At 72.4% G+C, this 14,090-nt stretch carries 15 protein-coding genes; 7 read left to right on the top strand and 8 right to left on the bottom strand.

All coding sequences use genetic code 11. The annotated features are described in order from the left end of the window. Positions 1–69 precede the first annotated feature (69 nt). From BFV98_RS31945 to BFV98_RS17025, 4 genes are all read right to left on the bottom strand, one after another. Positions 70–315: a hypothetical protein gene (locus tag BFV98_RS31945; RefSeq protein ID WP_143025336.1), complete on the bottom strand. Its 246-nt coding sequence runs from the start codon at positions 313–315 to the stop codon at positions 70–72. Positions 316–1,055: 740 nt separating this feature from the next. Continuing rightward, positions 1,056–1,358, bottom strand: a complete 303-nt coding sequence (locus BFV98_RS31940) for a hypothetical protein (RefSeq protein ID WP_143025335.1) — start codon at positions 1,356–1,358, stop codon at positions 1,056–1,058. A 325-nt stretch (positions 1,359–1,683) separates the two neighbouring features. Then, entirely contained in the window at positions 1,684–2,406 is a 723-nt protein-coding gene (locus BFV98_RS17030) for a hypothetical protein (RefSeq protein WP_255368138.1), read from the bottom strand. A gap of 82 nt (positions 2,407–2,488) precedes the next feature. Continuing rightward, entirely contained in the window at positions 2,489–3,349 is an 861-nt protein-coding gene (locus tag BFV98_RS17025; RefSeq protein ID WP_036311684.1) for a helix-turn-helix transcriptional regulator, read from the bottom strand. Positions 3,350–3,445: 96 nt separating this feature from the next. Here BFV98_RS17025 and BFV98_RS17020 point away from each other — a divergent pair, with 96 nt between their 5' ends. Continuing rightward, the gene (locus BFV98_RS17020) at positions 3,446–3,883 is read left to right on the top strand and encodes an Atu4866 domain-containing protein (protein ID WP_236619346.1); all 438 of its coding nucleotides are present in this window, start codon (positions 3,446–3,448) and stop codon (positions 3,881–3,883) included. Between the two features lie 53 nt (positions 3,884–3,936). On the opposite strand, the gene BFV98_RS17015 is transcribed toward BFV98_RS17020, so the two are convergent. Beyond that, complete coding sequence (locus BFV98_RS17015) at positions 3,937–4,764, bottom strand: TrmH family RNA methyltransferase (RefSeq protein ID WP_013283670.1); 828 nt, start codon at positions 4,762–4,764, stop codon at positions 3,937–3,939. 129 nt (positions 4,765–4,893) lie between these two features. On the opposite strand from BFV98_RS17015, the gene BFV98_RS17010 reads away from it, so the two are divergent. Together BFV98_RS17010 and BFV98_RS17005 are read left to right on the top strand one after the other, a co-directional pair. Beyond that, positions 4,894–7,068 carry an acyltransferase family protein gene (locus BFV98_RS17010; protein WP_071097031.1) on the top strand — a complete coding sequence of 725 codons (2,175 nt, stop codon included), beginning with the start codon at positions 4,894–4,896 and terminating at the stop codon, positions 7,066–7,068. Positions 7,069–7,110: 42 nt separating this feature from the next. Next, complete coding sequence (locus BFV98_RS17005) at positions 7,111–7,695, top strand: DUF3592 domain-containing protein (RefSeq protein WP_071098901.1); 585 nt, start codon at positions 7,111–7,113, stop codon at positions 7,693–7,695. Between the two features lie 39 nt (positions 7,696–7,734). Here BFV98_RS17005 and BFV98_RS17000 read toward each other — a convergent pair whose 3' ends face one another. Further along, positions 7,735–8,355, bottom strand: a complete 621-nt coding sequence (locus BFV98_RS17000; RefSeq protein ID WP_013473599.1) for a pyridoxamine 5'-phosphate oxidase family protein — start codon at positions 8,353–8,355, stop codon at positions 7,735–7,737. Between the two features lie 167 nt (positions 8,356–8,522). Here BFV98_RS17000 and BFV98_RS16995 point away from each other — a divergent pair, with 167 nt between their 5' ends. The 3 genes from BFV98_RS16995 to BFV98_RS16985 are packed head-to-tail and all read left to right on the top strand — an operon-like array spanning position 8,523 to position 10,727. Then, positions 8,523–9,029 (top strand): DUF2231 domain-containing protein, encoded by a 507-nt coding sequence (locus BFV98_RS16995; protein ID WP_013473600.1) that lies wholly within the window; start codon positions 8,523–8,525, stop codon positions 9,027–9,029. Further along, positions 9,026–9,562 carry an Hsp20/alpha crystallin family protein gene (locus tag BFV98_RS16990; RefSeq protein ID WP_030274419.1) on the top strand — a complete coding sequence of 179 codons (537 nt, stop codon included), beginning with the start codon at positions 9,026–9,028 and terminating at the stop codon, positions 9,560–9,562. The genes BFV98_RS16995 and BFV98_RS16990 overlap by 4 nt, the downstream gene beginning before the upstream one ends. Positions 9,563–9,569: 7 nt before the next feature. After that, positions 9,570–10,727: a glycosyltransferase family 9 protein gene (locus BFV98_RS16985; RefSeq protein WP_013283676.1), complete on the top strand. Its 1,158-nt coding sequence runs from the start codon at positions 9,570–9,572 to the stop codon at positions 10,725–10,727. Here BFV98_RS16985 and BFV98_RS16980 read toward each other — a convergent pair. Further along, positions 10,702–11,574: a glycosyltransferase family 2 protein gene (locus BFV98_RS16980; RefSeq protein WP_013283677.1), complete on the bottom strand. Its 873-nt coding sequence runs from the start codon at positions 11,572–11,574 to the stop codon at positions 10,702–10,704. The two genes, BFV98_RS16985 and BFV98_RS16980, sit on opposite strands and share 26 nt — an antisense overlap. Next, positions 11,571–13,397 (bottom strand): D-glycero-beta-D-manno-heptose 1-phosphate adenylyltransferase, encoded by a 1,827-nt coding sequence (rfaE2, locus tag BFV98_RS16975; RefSeq protein ID WP_071097029.1) that lies wholly within the window; start codon positions 13,395–13,397, stop codon positions 11,571–11,573. Before rfaE2 ends, BFV98_RS16980 begins: the two co-directional genes overlap by 4 nt. A gap of 126 nt (positions 13,398–13,523) precedes the next feature. Here rfaE2 and BFV98_RS16970 point away from each other — a divergent pair, with 126 nt between their 5' ends. After that, entirely contained in the window at positions 13,524–14,081 is a 558-nt protein-coding gene (locus tag BFV98_RS16970) for a type 1 glutamine amidotransferase domain-containing protein (RefSeq protein ID WP_030274416.1), read from the top strand. The last annotated feature ends 9 nt before the right edge of the window (positions 14,082–14,090 follow it).

The following is a 14,090-nucleotide window of genomic DNA, read 5'->3' as shown; positions in this document are numbered from 1 at the left end:
GACGAAGTCGTCGTTCTTGACTACGAATGACACGGGGCCGGCTGGCTGCCGACCCCGTGTCAGATAGCGCTACGCCCGATCGTTGTGCCTGCTAAACATTGCGATCAGGTGTAGCAGGTGGGCGATGGCCTTGGCGGCGACGGCAAGGCCATCGCGTCCCATCCCTTCCAGCAAATCCGCTGCAAGGTCGCACGCGATGGCCGATGCTGCCAGCCCTCGTTCGGCCTGACCTGGCGCCGCTGGCTGCGACTCCGGGTTGACGGAACTCTCTCTTCTGGGGACCTCTTCCGGCCCCTCCTTGTCCTTCTCGGTCACCGGTGTACCGAGATGCGACCCGAGCGTTCCTGCCCTCGGATACAACGTGTGTTCTCGACGCCGGTGACGCCCCTAGATCGGTGTCCCGAGTAGTGGGATGGCTGCAACTTTGGCGCGTCGCACTAGAGGTGCGACACCTAATTTTGGGTTGCCTTGAAAGCGTGCAAAAGCCACTAAGCAGGCGGAGTCAATTGCGCTCTGTAGTTGCTGGTCGGTGATGTCCGGATGCAAATTGCATAGTGCATGACGCCATCGATGACTATCTGTTCTTGGGCGGTGTCGGCCTGGCGACAGTGTTATGTACTCAGCGTTGACTGATGGCAGGTGTTGACCGAGCTGCAAGCGAAAGCGTCGACGCGGGTCGGCTCGGAACGTGAGCCAGCGACCCGCCGAGCACCCGATGCTCAAGGCGTGGGCGGTCGAGCAGCCGATGGTGGCAACCGAGCGAGTGTGAGCGGACAGCCGTAGACGCGGCCGCCCGGCAGGGCGAGGGTCAAGTCTTGAGCCGGTGCGGGGGAGCGGACTCGTGGTGAGCAGGTCCGCCGCTGCCGCGAGATCCGGGACCGGCGCGGAATGATGACCACCCAGAGTTTTAGCGAGACACCGAGAGCCCTCGAGATGGCTTGGTGTCTGTCAGAGGCGGGCTTGTTGCCTTCCGTCTCTACGTTGGCCTGATGGAGTGGGTGAATACCTACAAGGACTTACTCGGTGTCGTGATCGCGACCCTGGCTGTGGGCCTGTCACTGAGCACAGTTCTCGTGCAGCGGAGTCAACAGCGTCGGGACGCCTACAGGTACATGCACGAGCAGCTCATCTCCCCCGAGATACAGCAGGGGCGGCGGCTCCTGTTTGATGCCGGAAGATCGCAGCAGCTCCCCGACGATCGTTCGGAGAACTTTTACCTGATGAACCGGGCGGTCGGCATGTACGACACCCTCGGCTTGTACGTCCGTCGCAAAGTCGTGCCCCGACGCTGGGTCCTTGAGGTGTGGCATCACTCGATACGCGACTCTCGGGCAGGTGCTGAGCTTCTCGCCGCCCATCGACGCACAGTCCATCACTCCTGGTCCCCCTGGCCGCACCTCTGGTACCTGCTAGACCAGGCAGAGCGATATAGAAGCAGGCTGCCGTGTTGTGTGCCCGCGCGTGGGTCGCTCCCATCCGCTCATGAGACTCCCGAAACATTAGCGTCGCGCCGGCCGAAGCAGCCACGCGAGCAGCCAAGCCTGCGAACGGCGACGGACTCGGCCGGACCGCGGCGGCAGGTCGGCGGGGACCAGGGCCACAACGGCCACCAGGCCGCGACAGACTCGTAATGCGTAGGTCGACGGTTCGATTCCGTCAGGCGGCTCGGTACAGAAGCCCAGGTCATCGACCTGGGCTTCGCCGTTTCCCCGAGGGCGATCGCCCCTCCGCCGACGGGTGCCGGTCCGTAAATCGTCCGCGCCGCGGCTGCTTCGACCGGCCGGGCCAGCCGGCGGCAGCCGCCCAGGCCAGCAGTACGCCCATGGTCAGGCCAGGCGGCAGGTACCAGAACGTGAGGAAGCCGGCCGGTGGCGTCAACGGCAGTGCCGCGATGAGCGCCCACGCGACGCGGCGTGGCAGCACACCGCGACGCAGCCCCTGCAGCCCGCACCAGACGGTGCCCGCCAGCGCCGTCAGCAGGGCCACGAGGTCGAACATCCACCCGTATCCGGGGCTGTTGTATTCCAGGCCGATCGCGATGGCCGCGGCGAGGAGCCCGTACCTCGTGAGGCGCCGAGGCGTCGCGGTGGCGTGGCCCGTCACCGTCCAGACGAGCGGCAGCGTCAGCAGCACCGACACGAAGAAGGGACCACGCCAGATCCAGGCCGGCTCCCCACCGTCGAACAACGGCAGGTTCTCGGCCATCCATCGCGCCGGAGCGGGGAGAGAGCTGACGGCTCGGCCGCCGCCGACCTCCCACTGCGTGGCCATCGCGGCGCCGAGCACCGCTGCGACCATCGGCGCGAGAACCGCAAGGGCGCGCCGCCAGCGGGCGACCGCCCACCTGCCCTCGACACCGGGCCGGTCGGTGGGGTCGGGTACGCGCTGCGGATGCTCCTGTCGCATCGGATGATCGTCCTAGCGTCGCTGGAAAATCCCATCAGGAGAACAGTCGGGATCATCGCTAGCGTGTCGGCCGTAGACGCCGTTACGAGGCCGCCCGAGTTCTTCTGCCCGGGGCGGGCAGGTCGGCGGCCACCGTGCCCAGCAGCGCCAGCGCCTGCGCCGACCGGCTGCCGGGCTCGGCCTGGTAGACGACCAGCTGCTGGCCCGTCGCCCCGGCGACGGTCAAGGAGTCGTACGTGAGGGTCAGCTCGCCGACGTCGTGATGGTGGAACAGCTTCGCCTCGTGCGTCTTTCCCCGTACGTCGTGGCGGGCCCACAGCCGGCGGAACTCCGGACTCTTCAGCGAGAGTTCCCCGACCAGTTCGGTGAGCCGCGCGTCGTCGAGCATGTCGGCTGCGGCGGCCCGCAGCGCGCCCAGGCTGGACTGAGCGACCCGGTCCCAGTGGGGATAGAAGGAACGGGCCGCCGAGTCGAGGAAGACGAACCGGACGAGGTTGGGCTCGTCGGCCTCGAACAGCTTGGCGAACAGGGCGCGTCCGAGCCGGTTGGCGGCCAGCACGTCCATCCTGCGGTCGACGATCAGCGCGGGTGTGTGCAGCCAGCCGTCCATCAGGCGCAGCAGGCTCGGCCGGACGGTCTCCCGCGTACCCCTGCGGGCGGGCTTGCGGCCGCTCCTGGCCAGCAGGTGCAGGTGCGCCGCCTCCTCGGCGTCGAGTCCGAGGGTGCGGGCCAGGGCGTTCAGCATCTGTTCCGACGGGTGCTGTTCCCGCCCCTGCTCCAGGCGGGCGTAGTAGTCGGCGCTGACCCCGGACAGCTGGGCGACCTCCTCGCGCCGCAGACCCGGCGTCCGGCGCCGGCCCGAGGAGACGATGCCGGCCTCCGCCGGGCTGGTCGTCTCACGCCGGGCGCGCAGGAACTCGCCGAGCGGATTGCTGCCGTCCACCACCCCAACATAACCGCGGGCGGTCGGCCGCCAGGAGGCTCAGCCGGGGTGTGACGCACCCTGGTTGCGACCGGCCGTACTCCGCACCGTGGACTCATGGAATCCACACAGATGTCCGGCACCAGCCACCGCAAGGCCGCCACCGTCCTCCTGACGGCGGCGCTCACCGCCTGCGGCACGGAGACACCGCCCGTACCGCAGGCCGCCCCGTCCGCGACGCCGGCGCGGCCCTCGGTCTCCGAGGCCCTTCATCCGTACGTCGGGATGTGGGTCACCGCCGACGGCCACATCCGGCAGGAGTTGTTGCCCGACGGCCGGTACGACGAGGCGCGCGGCGACCGGGCGAGCGCCTACACCGGCCGGTACGAGGTGACCGGCGAGCACATCGACTACTGGGACGACAGCGGGTTCACCGCCGACGGCCGGTTCGACGGCGACGTCCTGCACCACGGCGGCTACCTGTTCTATCGGGAGGGCAGTGCGGCCCATCGGCAGGCGGTCGCGGGGCGGGCGTCCACCCGCCCGTCCGGGTAGGGGAGAACGACGACGGACAGGGGAGCGTCGGGCGTCCGGTGGCGGCGCAACCGCTACCGGCGCTCGGCGCGCTGCCGGGCGGCCTCGTACAGCGCCACGGTCCCGGCCGCCGCCGCGTTCAGGGAACTCGCCGCCCCCACGATCGGGATGCGCACCATCCGGTCGCTGGCCTCCTGCCAGCCCTTGCTGAGCCCGTGCGTCTCGTTGCCGATGAGCAGGAGAGTGGGGCCGGTCAGGTCGTGCTCGGCGACGTCCACGTCCCCGTGCTCGTCCGTACCGATGATCTGGACCTGCGGAAGTCCGTCCGCGCGCACCGCGGCGACCCAGTCCAGGACGTCGCGGTGACTGGGGACGCGCACCACGGGTAGGGCGAACAGCGACCCGGTGGTGGCCCGGACCGCCTTCGGGTCGTACGGGTCGGCGGCGTGGCCCGTGATGATCACGCCGGAGGCGCCGAAGGCGTCAGCGGAGCGGATCAGCGTGCCGATGTTGCCCGGGGTCTTGGGGCGGTCGAAGACCACCACGAGCATGGCCGGCCCGACCGGGATGCGGGCCAGGTCGTCAGCGGGCTGCGCCACGACTGCGAGCAGTTCGGGTGACTCCTCCTCCTTGCCGCTCAGTTCCCGCATCAGCTCCGGCGCGAGGGCCACCCGCCTGGCGTCGGAGCGGTCGAGCAGGTCGCGGCACCAGCGGGACAGGGGCTGCCGGTCCGGGTGGAGGAGGGCACGGATCTCCCAGCCCTGTTCCAGGGCCACCGTGATCGGGCGCACCCCCTGGACCAGGAACTCCCCGGAACGCTGCCGCTTGGTGCGGTTGGTCAGCAGCGCCTGCCACTGCTGGAAGCTCGCGTTGCGGGTGGTGATCGTCAGGGTCTTCGCCACGCAGCCGATTCAACCGCATCCGGGTTCGAGGTCACGCGCCGGTGAGGTGGTGACGCGGCGCGATTGTCCCGCCGAGTGACCAGCCGCTATCGTTCCCTCGCCCCCAGCCCGCAGAGTTTGAGGATCGCGATGACTTCCCCGCCGTTGACGAAAGTTGCCGATCGGGAAGGTTCGCCCGCCGAGGAACCGGCCGGCACGGCGACCGGACGCGAGCCGGGCAGGGAGGCGACGCCGAGCCGGTTCCGGGCAGACGTCGCCGGGCTCCGGGCTGTCGCGGTGGGGCTGGTGCTGCTCTACCACGCCGGGTTGCCGTTCATCCCCGGTGGCTTCGTCGGCGTCGACGTCTTCTTCGTGATCTCCGGCTTCCTCATCACCGGGCAGCTCATCTCGGAGATCGAGCGCAGCGGACGGGTCTCGCTCACCGGTTTCTACGCGCGCCGGGCCAAGCGGATCCTGCCCGCGGCCACTGTGGTGCTGGCGGCCACCGCCGTCGCGGTCCGGCTGTTCGTACCCCGGGGTGAGTGGCAGGTCATCGGCGGCGACATCGCCGCCGCGGCGACCTACGTCGTCAACTGGCGGTTCGCCGACCGCGCGGTCGACTACCTGGCCGAGGACGTCGCGCCGTCGCCGGTCCAGCACTTCTGGTCGCTCGCCGTGGAGGAGCAGTTCTACCTCCTCTGGCCGCTGCTGATCGTGCTGGCCATCCTCGCCGCGCGCAGGCTCCGGCGGGCGAACGTACGGCCGGTCCTGTGGGTCGGTCTCGCGGTGCTGGCGGTGCCGTCGTTCGTCTGGTCGATCGTCGAGACGGCGAACTCGCCCGAGCGCGCGTTCTTCGTCTCCACCACGCGGCTGTGGGAGCTCGCGGTCGGCGCGGCGGTCGCGCTGCTGGCGGTCCGCGCCGCGCGGATGCCCCGGTCGGTGGCTGTCGTTCTCGGGTGGCTCGGCCTCGCCGCGATCGTGGCGGCGGCGCTGCTGGTCAGCGGGAAGACCGCATGGCCGGGGTACGCGGCGGCGCTGCCCACGCTCGGCACGGCGGCGGTGATCGCGGCCGGTGCCGCGGCCGGCTCCCGAGGGCCGGTGCTGGTGCTCGGCATGCGTCCGTTCCAGTGGATCGGTGACCTGTCGTACTCGCTGTACCTGTGGCACTGGCCGATGCTCGTGGTGGCCGCCGCGCACTTCGGTGACCTGTCGGTGACCGAGGGCCTGGTGGTGGCGCTCGCCTCGGTGATCCCGGCCTGGCTCACCTTCCGGCTGGTCGAGAACCCGCTGCGGTACTCGCGGAAGATCTCCACGTCGCCGCGTCTGGCGTTGAGCCTGGGCGGCAACTTCACGCTCGCCGGCATCTGCGCCGGTCTGGTCCTGGTGCTGATGGGCGCGTGGGCCGCCGCCGCGACCACGACCAAGGGCCGGTACGCCCCGGGCGCGGCGCTGCTGTCGACAGCGCCCGGCACGGCGCCGATCGGCCCGGTCCCGGAGCGGTTCGACGCGATCACGCCGGACCCGCTGCAGATCCGGCAGGGCTTCATGGACGTGCCGGACACCAACCGGGACAAGTGTTTCCAGCAGGTCGAGGGCGCCGAGGTGCTGTCCTGCACGTACGGCGTTCCGAACGGGTCCACCACCGTCGCGCTCGTCGGCGACTCGAAGATGGACCAGTGGCTGCCCGCGTTCCAGGTGCTCGCCGCCCAGAACGACTGGAAGCTGCTGATCATGGCGAAGGCGGGATGCGCCTTCACCAGCGCCCAGGTGCTCAAGGGCGACGGGTCCGGCAAGCCGTACACCGACTGCATCGAGTGGAACCGTGCGCTGCTGGACCGCCTGGTGCAGGAGCGCCCCGACTACGTGGTCACCTCGCAGTCGGCGTCGACGGCCCTGGACAGCGGGGGTGAGCGCGCCACCGTCGCGGCGATGGTGTCCGGCGTACGGGCCTCGTGGAAGAAGCTCGACTCGGTGGGGACCAAGGTCGTCGTCCTCGCCAACAACCCGCATCCGGGCGCGGCGGTGGCGTGCGCCGACAAGAACCGCAAGCGCCTGTCCGCCTGCGCGTTCGACAGGGAGAAGCACGACCAGGACCCGGCCTACCGGATGCAGCGGCAGGCGGTCGCGGGCGCGCCGAAGGTCAAGATGATCGACCTGTTCGACGCCGTCTGCCCGACCGACAGGTGCCCTGTGGTGTTCGGGAACGTGCTCATCTACCGGGGTGGCTCGCACATCGGCGCGGCGTACGTGAAGACGACCGCGCCGCACCTCGCCCGTGCCCTGTCCGACGTCGGCGTGCCCGCGCGCTTCACCCCGGCCGGGTAGGTCGCCGGGGTTGCGGCGCCCGGCCACGATGGCGGCGTGATCATGCGTCGGCCGCTCTGGCTCAGCCTCGCGTACGTGCTGCTGGCGGTCGCCGGTGGCGCCCTGCTCTGGCTGCCGTTCCATACCCAGATGGCGCTCGACGACTGGGGGGTGACGCTGCGCGAGCGGGGTACGCCCGCACAGGCGACGGTGGTCGACCAGGTGACGGAGAGCGGTGGCAACCGGAGTTCCTCGTCGCGCACCATGTACTTCAGTTACGCGGTCGACGGCCGGACGCACTCGCAGGAGGTGCCCTGCTTCGAGGTGTGCCGGGCCGCGGGCACCGAGGTGCCGATCTGGGTCAACCCGGCGGACCCGAACGACTTCGTCACCGACTTCGGGCAGCTCAGCGGGCATCGCGGGCGGGTGCAGGGCGTACTCGGTGTGGTCGGGCTGTTCGCCCTGGGCGCCGGGGTGGTGCTGACGCTGTCCCGCATCCGGCGCGCCGCCCGACCAGGCGACCGCGCCGGCCGGGCGAGCCACGACGCGGCGCGCCGCGACCGGCCGCGCCGGGTGGCGCCGACGCCGGTCGGAGACGGTCGCGGCTACACCGGCCGGGGCAAACGCAAGCGCAACGCCCGGCGCTGACGCGAGCGCAACGCTCGGTGCCGGCCGCCGGCGACGGGGTCAGCGGTAGAGCGTCTCCAGGTAGGCCGGGCCGTAGTGGCGTTCCAGGTCGGCCAGGCTCTCCGCCGGGGCCTCCACCTCCTTGATCAGCCGGGCCCGCGTCGGCAACACGTCCGGTTGCCAGGTCTCCGGCTGCCACAGCTCGGAGCGCAGGAACGCCTTCGCGCAGTGGTAGAAGATCTGCTCGATCGCGACCTCGACGGCGAGCAGCGGCCGGTGGCCCTTCACCTCCATGTCGGCGAACCACGGCGCGTCGGAGATCAGCCGGGCCCGGCCGTTGATCCGCAGCGTGTCGGTGCGGCCGGGGATCAGGAAGATCAACCCGACGTGCGGGTTGGCCAGGACGTTGCGGTAGCCGTCGGCCCGCCGGTTGCCGGGCCGCTCCGGGATCGCGATCGTGGTGTCGTCGAGCACCAGCGCGAAACCGGGCGGGTCACCCTTGGGGGAGACGTCGCAGGTGCCGTCCGCGCCGGCGGTGGCGATCAGGCAGAACGGCGAGGCGGCGAGCCACTCCCGGTCGCGTTCGTGCAGCGTACGGCGGTCCTTGGCGGCCGCTCGCGGCATCGGTGTGCCGATCAGCTCGCGTAGTTCGGCCTCGCTGGTGATCTCCCGGGTCGTCACGTCTTCCTCCCCCGTCCGTTGACCTCGACGACGGTTCCGGCCCGCGACGGGCCGTGATCCGCCACTGTCAGCCTAGGAGAGCGCGTCGAGCGCCGGGTTTGCCCCCGGAGCCGGCGGGTAGGGACCGGTTCGCAGCGTGCGTCCGGACGCGACGGATGGAGGCCGAGATGGAGAGCCGACTCAAGGTGCTCGGCCATCCCGTGCATCCGATGCTCGTGATGTTCCCGGTGGCGCTCTTCGTGACCGCGGTGATCTTCGACGTGGTGGACACCGTGGGCGGGCCCGGCTTCCTGGCCGAGGTCGCGTACTGGAACATCACCGTCGGTCTGATCGGCGGCCTGCTGGCCGCGGCGGCGGGGGCGTTCGACCTGCTCGCCCTGCCGGCCGGCACCCGCGCCAAGCGGGTCGGTGTCACCCACGCCGCCGCCAACGTGGCGGTCATCCTGCTGTTCGCCGCGGTCTGGGCGGTCCGGCTCAACGCCGACTCCCGGGCGGCCGGAGGCGCGCTCGTCGCCATCGAGGTGGTCGCCCTGGCGATCCTCGGCGTGAGCGCGTGGCTCGGTGGCGAACTGGTGGACCGGCTCGGTGTCGGCGTCGACCCGGAGCACGATCTCAACGCGCCCAGCTCGCTGCGACCCTCCTCGGCGACACAGCGGATCGGAGACGCGCGATGACGGAACAGGGCAGCGGACGGGGCTGGCGTGGTCGCCAGCAGGGCTGGGATCCGATGGGCGAACTCCAGTCGCTGCGCTCCGAGCTGAGCCGGCTGGTCGGCGGACGCTCCGGCAGCCAGGACGTGGATCTGGCCGAGACGGCCGACGGCTGGGAGGTAGTCGTCCGGCTTCCCGGCGTGGCGCCGGAGGAGGTCGCCGTCGAGCTGGACGACCGGGAGCTGTGCGTACGCGCCCGGTCGGAGGCCGAGGTGAACGCCGACCACGGCATCCCGGGCGGGTTCACCACCCGGGGCTTCGAGTACCGCGTGGACCTGCCGTCCCGCGTGGACCCGGACCGGATCGACGCGGTGATGGACCACGGCCTGCTCCGGGTCCGCCTGCCCCGGGCGACCCGGCCCGCGCCGCGCACCATCACCGTCGGCCGGACCGGCCCGCGACCGGGCGCCGACCGTACGCCGATGCCCGCCGACCCGGCCGCGGACCGGGAGCTGCACCACCCGGACACCGCGCTCGACGAGATCGACAGGCCGTAGGGGCCGCGTGACCAGCCCGCCTGACTCCCGCTCGCCGCGCCGCGACCTGGAGCCGTCGGCGCTCGGGCCGGTGGGCGAGCGCGTCCCTGACGTCGAACGGATCGCCGTGCTGCGCGCCAACGCGCTCGGTGACTTCATCTTCGTGCTGCCCGCGCTGGACGCGCTGCGGTCCGCGTACCCGTCGGCCGAGATCGTGCTGCTCGGCGCGCCGTGGCACGCGGCGCTCTGGCGCGACCGGCCCGGCCCGGTGGACCGGGTGCTGGTGGTGCCGGCGGCGCCCGGCATCCGCGACCCGGGGCCCGGCGAGTCGCCGGGTGACGTCCCGGCGTTCCTGGCCGCCGCCCGCGCCGAACGGTTCGACCTGGCGTTGCAGGTGCACGGCGGCGGCGGCAACTCGAACCCGTTCGTGGCCGGGCTGGGCGCCCGGGTCACCGCCGGTCTGCGGGCCGAGGGCGCGCCGCCGCTGGACCGGTGGCTGCGCTACGTCTACTACCAGCACGAGGTGATCCGCTACCTGGAGGTGGCCGCCCTGGTCGGCGCGCCCGCCACCACGATCACCCCGTCGCTCGCGGTCACCGCCGCCGACCGGGCGGAGGCCGCCGCCGTGCTCGGCGAACCCACCCGGCCGCGGGTCGCGCTGCACCCGGGCGCCACCGACACGCGGCGGCGCTGGCCGCCGGAACGCTTCGCCGAGGTCGCCCGCGAGCTGACCGGAGACGGGTACGAGGTGCTGGTCACCGGCACCCCGGCCGAGCAGGAGACGGTCGACGCGGTGGTGGCGGCGGCCGGGGTGCCGGTGCGTCCCCAGGTCGGCACGCTCAGCCTGGGCGCGCTCGCCGCCGCGTACGCGGACTGCGCGCTGGTGGTCTCCAACGACACCGGCCCGCTGCACCTGGCCGCCGCCGTGGGAGCGCCGACAGTGGGTGTCTTCTGGGTCGGCAACCTGATCAACGGGGCGTCGCCGCTGCGCGGGCGGCACCGCCCGATCGCCGCCTGGACCACCCACTGCCCGGTCTGCGGCGTCGACTGCACACCCGGGATCTACCCGCACCGGCCGGGCGACGGCGAGTGCCCGCACCGGGTGTCGTTCGTGGCCGACGTACCAGTCGCCGAGGTGGTCGAGGCGGCCCGCGAGCTGCTCACACCTCCGCGGGCGACTCGCTGAGCACGACCTCCCACGCCTCCACGTCGCGTTCGGTGACTGTGGTCGGCGACTCCAGGTGATAGGCCCCGCTGGGCAGCACCCCGGCGCCGCCGTGGCGCTCCAGCACCGCGAGCTGCGCGGCGACGTCCTCGCCCTGGTGCCGCTCGGGCAGCCGCTCCCAGAAGTCGAAGCCGCCGGCCTCGACGAGCTTGGCCCGGTCGTAGAGCACGCACCCGCCGATCCAGGAGATCTTGTACGCCCGCCACTCGTCCGCCGCCAGGTCGAGCTTCTCGGTGACGTGCAGCAGGTTCGCCGCCGGGTGGATGGACGCCCGGTGCCACTCCGGCGTGCCGGGCTGGATGCGTTCCGGCACCGGCGGCCCGGTCCACTCCTCGTAGTGCTGGTGCGTCTCCGGGCGGACGTCGTCGGCGTAGGAGAGGCCGTGCACCGCGTTGCCGACGAACCCGCAGCCCAACTCGTCGAGCGCGGTGACCAGGCGGGACAGCGCGCCCGGTTCCAGCCACACGTCGTCGTCGAGGCAGAGCACCGCGTCGGCCGCCGACTGGGCCAGCAGGTACGACCGGTGCTCGGCCAGGCCGCGACGGGGCAGCCGCCGGGTCAGCAGCACCGGATGCCCCCGGTGCCGCAGCGCCCGCACCATCGTGGCGGCGGCCGGGTGGGCGTACGCGGGATCGCCGTCGGACTGGTCGCTGACCACCACCCCGAACCCGGGTACGCCCTCCTGGGCGGCCAGCCCGGACAGCGTGACCGCCAGTTCGGCGGGCCGGTTGCGGGTGGGGATCAGCACGTCGAGCCGCCGGTGGTGCCGGAACCGTCCGGGCGTGCCCGGGTCGAGCGGACGGGTCACGCCGGCCTGCCCTCGCCGACCGTGTCGCCGACCGGGTGGGCGCGGATCCGGTCGATGATCGCCGAGGTGGAGCGGTCCGGCACGTACCCGAGCGTGCGCACCTGCCCGCCCAGCCGCCGTACCAGCGGCGCCTCCGGCACCATCTCCGGCGGGTAGTCGCCGCCCTTGACGTAGACGTCGGGCCGGACCGCCTCGATCAGCCGGGCCGGCGAGTCCTCCTCGAAGACCACCACGTGGTCGACGCAGGCCAGCGCCGCCAGCAGGGCGATCCGGTCCTCGACCGGGTTGACGGGCCGGTCCGGGCCCTTGAGTCGCCGTACGCTGCCGTCCGAGTTGACCGCCACGATCAGCAGGTCGCCGAGCGCGCGGGCCTGGGTCAGGTAGCGGACGTGCCCCGGGTGCAGCACGTCGAAGCAGCCGTTCGTGAACACCACCGACCGCCCGGCCTGCCGGTGCTCGTCCACCAGGGCGGCCAGCTCGTCGGCGCCGACCAGCGCCGGATGCCCGCCCTCGTCCGCGCCGGTGCCGAGCGCGGCCAGCAGGTCCTGCCGGCGGCACACGCAGGTGCCGGTGTCGGCCACAGTGATGGTGGCGGCGAGCTGGGCGAGCTGGGCGGCGGTGGGCAGGCCCGCGTCGGCGGCGAGCGCCAGCGTCATGGCCGCCAGGTACGCGTCCCCGGCACCCACCGCGTGACTGGCCGGAACCGGGGTGCTGTGGCTGCGCCGGGGCTCGCCCTCGGCGCCGCCGACCACCGCGCCCTCGGTGTCCAGGGTCACCGCCACCACGTCGGCGCCGGTGTGCTCGCGCAGCTCGGGCAGGCGTGACTCGGCCAGCACGGCCCGGTCCACGCCGGCGCCGGCCGCCGCGCTCACAGTCACGCCGGTCCCGGTGACGCTCAGCCCGTCGCCGGTCAGCGCCACCCGCTCCTCGCCCGGCACCGGTTCGCCGGTCGGGCCGGCGGGGACCTCGGCTGCGGGCGTACCGGAGGTCGGGTGCGGGCTGCCGGGTACGCGCTCACCGGACCCGCCGGGCGCGGCGCCCACCATCAGCTCGGACGGGCCGTCGGCCTCCGCCGGGTGGTTCAGGTGCACGTCACCGCTGGGGACGGCGCCCCGCTCGGCGTGCGCGAACCCGGCGGCGGCGCGGGCCAGCAGCCGGGTCGCCTCGGCGAAGCTCGGCGTCACCACTGTCGGGTTCAGCCCGCGCCAGTCGGCCAGGTCGTGCGCGTCGAGCGCCACGGTGCCGTACCGGTCGCGGTTGGCGACCAGCCAGGCGCGTACCGCCGACGGCAGCGCGCCCAGGCCGTAGTCGCAGACCACAAGCGTGAGCGGCTGCCCGGCGGCCACCGCCCGCAGCTCCTCGGTGGCGCAGTGCAGCGCGGTCAGCAGGCGGGCCACGCCGTCGGCGTCCAGCCCGTCCTCCGGACCGCCGGAGTCCTCGCGGAGCAGGATCTGGTTGCCGGCGAGCATCCGCCGCTTGACCGGGGTGGGCCGGCCGGGCTGGCTCACCGTGCGGTCCCAGACCGCTGCCCGGTCCAGGCAGTCGTGCAGCTCGTCGCCGGCTACGTCGGCGCCGACCGGGGCGACCAGCGCGGCCCGGCCGCCGAGCGCCGCCACGTTCACCGCCGTGTTGGCGGCGCCCCCCGCAGCGGAGATCCGCCGCCGCAGGGTGAGGACCGGCGCGGGCGCCTCGCGGCAGAGCCGCTCCGACTCGGCGAACCGCCACTCGTCCAGCATGGCGTCCCCGACGACCAGCACGGGACGCTGCTGCCAGCTCGCCACGACGGTGGCCAGCCGGCGCTCTTCCGCTGCTGCTCCTGCCATGCCTCTGCGGATCCCCCCGGGCAGTCGGGCCAAACCTTGGTGCGACGCGGGCCACCCGATGCGTCCGGTTTCGCGGCATCGGGCGGGGGAACCGTCTCAGACGTACCCCGGAGAGGAGAGAACAGCATGGCAGCGACACTTCAGGGCAAGCGCATCGCCTTCCTGGCCGCCGACGGCGTCGAGGAGGTCGAGTACACCAAGCCCCGGGAGGCGGTGGAGAACGCCGGCGCCCAGGTCGAGCTGGTCTCCATCGAGTCCGGCACGATCCAGGCCTTCAACCACCTCGACCACGGCAAGCAGTACCAGGTCGACGTCACCACCGAGGAGGCGGACGCCGGGGCGTACGACGGCCTGGTCCTGCCCGGTGGCGTGGCGAACCCCGATTTCCTGCGGACGGACCCGGAGGCGGTCCGGTTCGTCAAGGCGTTCTTCGACGCGGGCAAGCCGGTCGGCGTGATCTGCCACGGCCCGTGGACGCTCGTCGAGGCGGACGTGGTGCGGGGCCGCACCATCACCTCCTGGCCGAGCCTGCGCACCGACCTCACCAATGCCGGCGCGAACTGGGTCGACCAGGAGGTCGTCACCGACAACGGGCTGGTCAGCAGCCGCAAGCCGGATGACCTGCCGGCGTTCTGCGCCAAGATCGTCGAGGAGTTCGCCGAGGGGCGGCACGCCGCCCGATGAAACTCGTAC

It is taken from the genome of Micromonospora sp. WMMB235 (assembly GCF_001855515.1).
GTDB classification, from domain to species: domain Bacteria; phylum Actinomycetota; class Actinomycetes; order Mycobacteriales; family Micromonosporaceae; genus Micromonospora; species Micromonospora aurantiaca.
This window is presented reverse-complemented; position numbering and strand designations above follow the sequence as displayed.

Bases quoted from the DNA above. Each gene is read 5' to 3' on its own strand.
- BFV98_RS17030 (WP_255368138.1), bottom strand. From the start codon at position 2,406: ATGCGACAGGAGCATCCGCAGCGCGTACCCGACCCCACCGACCGGCCC.
- BFV98_RS16995 (WP_013473600.1), top strand. From the start codon at position 8,523: ATGGAGAGCCGACTCAAGGTGCTCGGCCATCCCGTGCATCCGATGCTC.
- BFV98_RS16970 (WP_030274416.1), top strand. From the start codon at position 13,524: ATGGCAGCGACACTTCAGGGCAAGCGCATCGCCTTCCTGGCCGCCGAC.
- BFV98_RS17005 (WP_071098901.1), top strand. From the start codon at position 7,111: ATGCGTCGGCCGCTCTGGCTCAGCCTCGCGTACGTGCTGCTGGCGGTC.
- BFV98_RS17010 (WP_071097031.1), top strand. From the start codon at position 4,894: ATGACTTCCCCGCCGTTGACGAAAGTTGCCGATCGGGAAGGTTCGCCC.
- BFV98_RS16990 (WP_030274419.1), top strand. From the start codon at position 9,026: ATGACGGAACAGGGCAGCGGACGGGGCTGGCGTGGTCGCCAGCAGGGC.
- BFV98_RS31940 (WP_143025335.1), bottom strand. From the start codon at position 1,358: ATGGGCGGCGAGAAGCTCAGCACCTGCCCGAGAGTCGCGTATCGAGTG.
- rfaE2 (WP_071097029.1), bottom strand. From the start codon at position 13,397: ATGGCAGGAGCAGCAGCGGAAGAGCGCCGGCTGGCCACCGTCGTGGCG.
- BFV98_RS17020 (WP_236619346.1), top strand. From the start codon at position 3,446: ATGGAATCCACACAGATGTCCGGCACCAGCCACCGCAAGGCCGCCACC.